The sequence below is a fragment of the Okeania sp. genome (assembly GCF_983059655.1).
In genome coordinates, this window is record NZ_CEZPJD010000839.1 from 1 (window position 1) to 3,363 (window position 3,363).

Annotated in this window: 2 protein-coding genes; both read left to right on the forward strand. The window is 35.7% G+C overall.

What is annotated here, in order from left to right; translation table 11 throughout:
• Nucleotides 1-475 precede the first annotated feature (475 nt).
• Nucleotides 476-1,321 carry a segregation/condensation protein A gene (locus AC3DU7_RS29130; RefSeq protein WP_488042743.1) on the forward strand — a complete coding sequence of 282 codons (846 nt, stop codon included), beginning with the start codon at nucleotides 476-478 and terminating at the stop codon, nucleotides 1,319-1,321.
• Between the two features lie 860 nt (nucleotides 1,322-2,181).
• Nucleotides 2,182-3,348, forward strand: a complete 1,167-nt coding sequence (locus AC3DU7_RS29135; protein ID WP_488042744.1) for a nucleotidyltransferase family protein — start codon at nucleotides 2,182-2,184, stop codon at nucleotides 3,346-3,348.
• The last annotated feature ends 15 nt before the right edge of the window (nucleotides 3,349-3,363 follow it).

Consider the following 3,363-nt stretch of genomic DNA (forward strand, 5'->3'; position numbering starts at 1 on the left):
ATGGATAATGGATAATGGATAATTACCTCTGGTTAAAACCGTTACGGAATTGAATCTAAGGAAATATTATTCTTTATTTTTCCCTGAAAAGGAGAGGCTTTAAACCAGAATTATTTAATTACTAATTATTCGGTAATATAGCTTGAAGTAGATCGAAATATTCTTCTATATAGATATTTAAAGATTTATGATCGACACCAAATAATGTAATTAATAATGAATAATTAATAACTCAAAGGCAAATATTTCATTATTAATTGTTAATTGTAGAAGTGGGGCATCCCTTGGTAGCTCAGTCAATATCTACATAGTAGAGTCGCCCTCAGCCCACATTTGATTCTTGTAATCAGTGTGGGAGTATGTCACTTACTCTAAATAGTCCTGCGCTGACTAGAAAGTGCGAGTTCTTAGGTTAACAAATTCACAAGTTAATCTGAGAATTATTTATATTAAAGTATAGGAAAAAACTACAGACATGACAGTTGGAGTTCCTCAAGTTTCAGAAACCGTTTCAGAAGGAATTGCTTTACTCACAAACTTAGCAGAAAAGGGAGAAATTAATCCTTGGGATGTTCAAGTAATTGACGTAATAGACCGCTACTTAAGTAAATTAACTCCTGAATCAAATATTTCTGCAAGTGATGACTTTACAAATTTGTCTCAGTCAGGTCAAGCATTTTTATACGCATCTATATTAGTATGGCTAAAAGCAGACCACTTAGCTAATTCAGAATCATCTGAAAATAATTCAGAGATATCTGAAGAAGTCCAAATTCCAGAAGCAGAAACTTTTGAAACACCAAAAATACCACTGAAATTAGAACAACAATTGCGTCGCCGTGCTGTTGCTCCTTCTCAGCGCAAACGTCGAGTAACCCTTCAAGAATTAATCGACCAGTTACAACTAATCAAATCTACTATAGAAGATAGAAAAACACGTCCTCGGACTCGCAAAACTAGCTCAAAGGCAAGAGAGCAAGCAGCTAGAGCAATTGCAGAATTAGCCCACCAGGAAAATTTAGTAGATACAGCTAGTGACCTAGAAAAGTTACTATTAGAAGAATTACCAAATTATAGTGAAGGTTGCCTTGAATTCGATCGCCTTTTGGAATTGTGGTCCTCAGTATTACAGTCCAAAGCTGAAAATGAACATACTCATGTCCAAGTCAACCATGACCGAGTAGGTGTATTTTGGGCATTACTACTCCTTTCTGCCCAATCTAAAGTTGAATTATCTCAAGAAGAATTTTATCAAGATATTAGCATCCGTACTATTTCATCCACTTCTGAGGAGCGATCGGTTTTAGAGAAGAATTGTTAATGCCTTCTTTCCTAAAACTCAAAATTTGGAACTTTAATTTATATCTGAAATAAGACTCTTATTAATTAACTTTTCTCTGAAAAAAAAGCATAGTATAGGACTACGTCTTTTGGAGCTTGACAATAAATTTTAGTTGTAAAGGAATAGGAAACAGGGAATAGAGGAATGTCCTAACATATTTGCGTAGTGCTATATAGTAATGTAAACTTAAGTTCTCCATATTTAAAGGAAGTAAGAATCAGAAAGAAAGTTGACAGCATACAGCATATAGTTGTGGTCAAAAAATTACTCAACCTTCTTCTTTTTTTCCCTCTCCCTTTTAGTTAAATTAAAATTATCAAGCTGAAAATTAGAAAACATCCAAGAAAAATTATTTCTCTGATATTTATCAAGATGTTGGTATTTATATATGCACCATAATTTTAATTTGGTGTCCTATGGGAATGCTAACCCATGTTATAATAGTATGGCTTTGGTGTTAGTAATAAGTCGGAAAAATTTGAAAGCTAGAGACTAATTATAGAATATACCCTAACAATATTCAAACAATTAAATTAAATTAACTATTTAGGTGTTGCTGATATGTTTGGAATCAAAGTTTGGCGCGCAGATTCCAATGATGTTTCAACCCGCCCTGATCCTTTCGTTCAGCTTAGTCTGTTCAATGGATGGATGGGAATTTAGCGTTGTCTCGTAGAGCAACGTCGGGAGGATGTCAACAATTTACCTTTAAGTAGGGAGAGTAAAAAATTCTCATTTTGCTTTTCTCTCTGTTAATCTGAGATTTTAACTGTGTTAGTTGAGAACACAGATATAAATATTTTAGTATTTTTGGCATTTTTTAGGTGGAGGAAACCAAGATGAAAGCCATGATTCTGGCAGCAGGTAAGGGAACTCGTGTTCGTCCAATCACTCATCGCATTCCTAAACCAATGATTCCTATTCTGCAAAAACCAGTAATGGAATTTTTGGTAGAGTTGCTTCGTCAACATGGTGTTGACCAAATTATGGTCAATGTTAGCCATTTGGCAAAGGAAATAGAGGACTATTTTCGTGATGGTCAAAAGTTTGGGGTAGATATTGCTTATTCTTTTGAAGGACGAATTGAGGATGGAAACTTGATTGGGGAGGCACTGGGTTCTGCTGGTGGTATGAAGCGAATTCAAGATTTTTATCCTTACTTTGATGATACTTTTATAGTCCTTTGTGGTGATGCTTTGATAGATTTGGATTTGACTGCAGCACTCAAATGGCACAAAGAAAAAGGATCGATGGCTACTGTGATTATGAAATCTATTCCTCGCGAACAGGTTTCTAGTTATGGTGTTGTAGTGACAGATGAAGCAGGGCGAATTCAATCTTTTCAGGAAAAGCCAAAAGTAGAAGAAGCTCTTAGTACTGATATTAATACTGGTATTTATATTTTTGAGCCAGAAGTGCTTGATTATATTCCGTCTGGTGTTGAATTTGATATTGGTAGTCAGTTATTTCCCAAGTTGGTAGAGGCCGGAGCGCCGTTTTATGGTGTGGCAATGGATTTTGAATGGGTGGATATTGGTAAAGTACCTGATTACTGGCGAGCAATTAGGGATGTGCTACTTAAGAAAGTTAAAAATGTTTCTATTCCTGGTAAGCAGGTCTTTCCAGAAATTTATACTGGCTTAAATGTGGCAGTAAACTGGGATAAGGTTGATGTTCACGGGCCTGTTTATATTGGTGGTATGACCAGGATTGAAGATGGGGCAAAAATTGTTGGACCTACTATGATTGGTCCGAATTGTTGGATTTGTAGTGGAGCTACTGTTAATAGTAGTGTAATTTTTGAGTATTCTCGTTTAGGTCCTGGAGTTCGTTTAGTTGATAAGTTGGTGTTTGGGCGTTATTGTGTGGATAAGACTGGAGCTTCAATTGATGTTCAGGCTGCTGCTCTTGATTGGCTAATTACTGATACTCGTCATCCTTTCCCTTCTAATCCTCCTCTAGAACATGAAGAAATTCAGCATATTTTGCAGGAAAATGGTAGTTAAGCTGTATTGAAGAAG

What these genes read in the sequence shown, in the direction of transcription:
- AC3DU7_RS29130 (WP_488042743.1), top strand. Translation starts at nt 476, where the DNA reads ATGACAGTTGGAGTTCCTCAAGTTTCAGAAACCGTTTCAGAAGGAATT.
- AC3DU7_RS29135 (WP_488042744.1), top strand. Translation starts at nt 2,182, where the DNA reads ATGAAAGCCATGATTCTGGCAGCAGGTAAGGGAACTCGTGTTCGTCCA.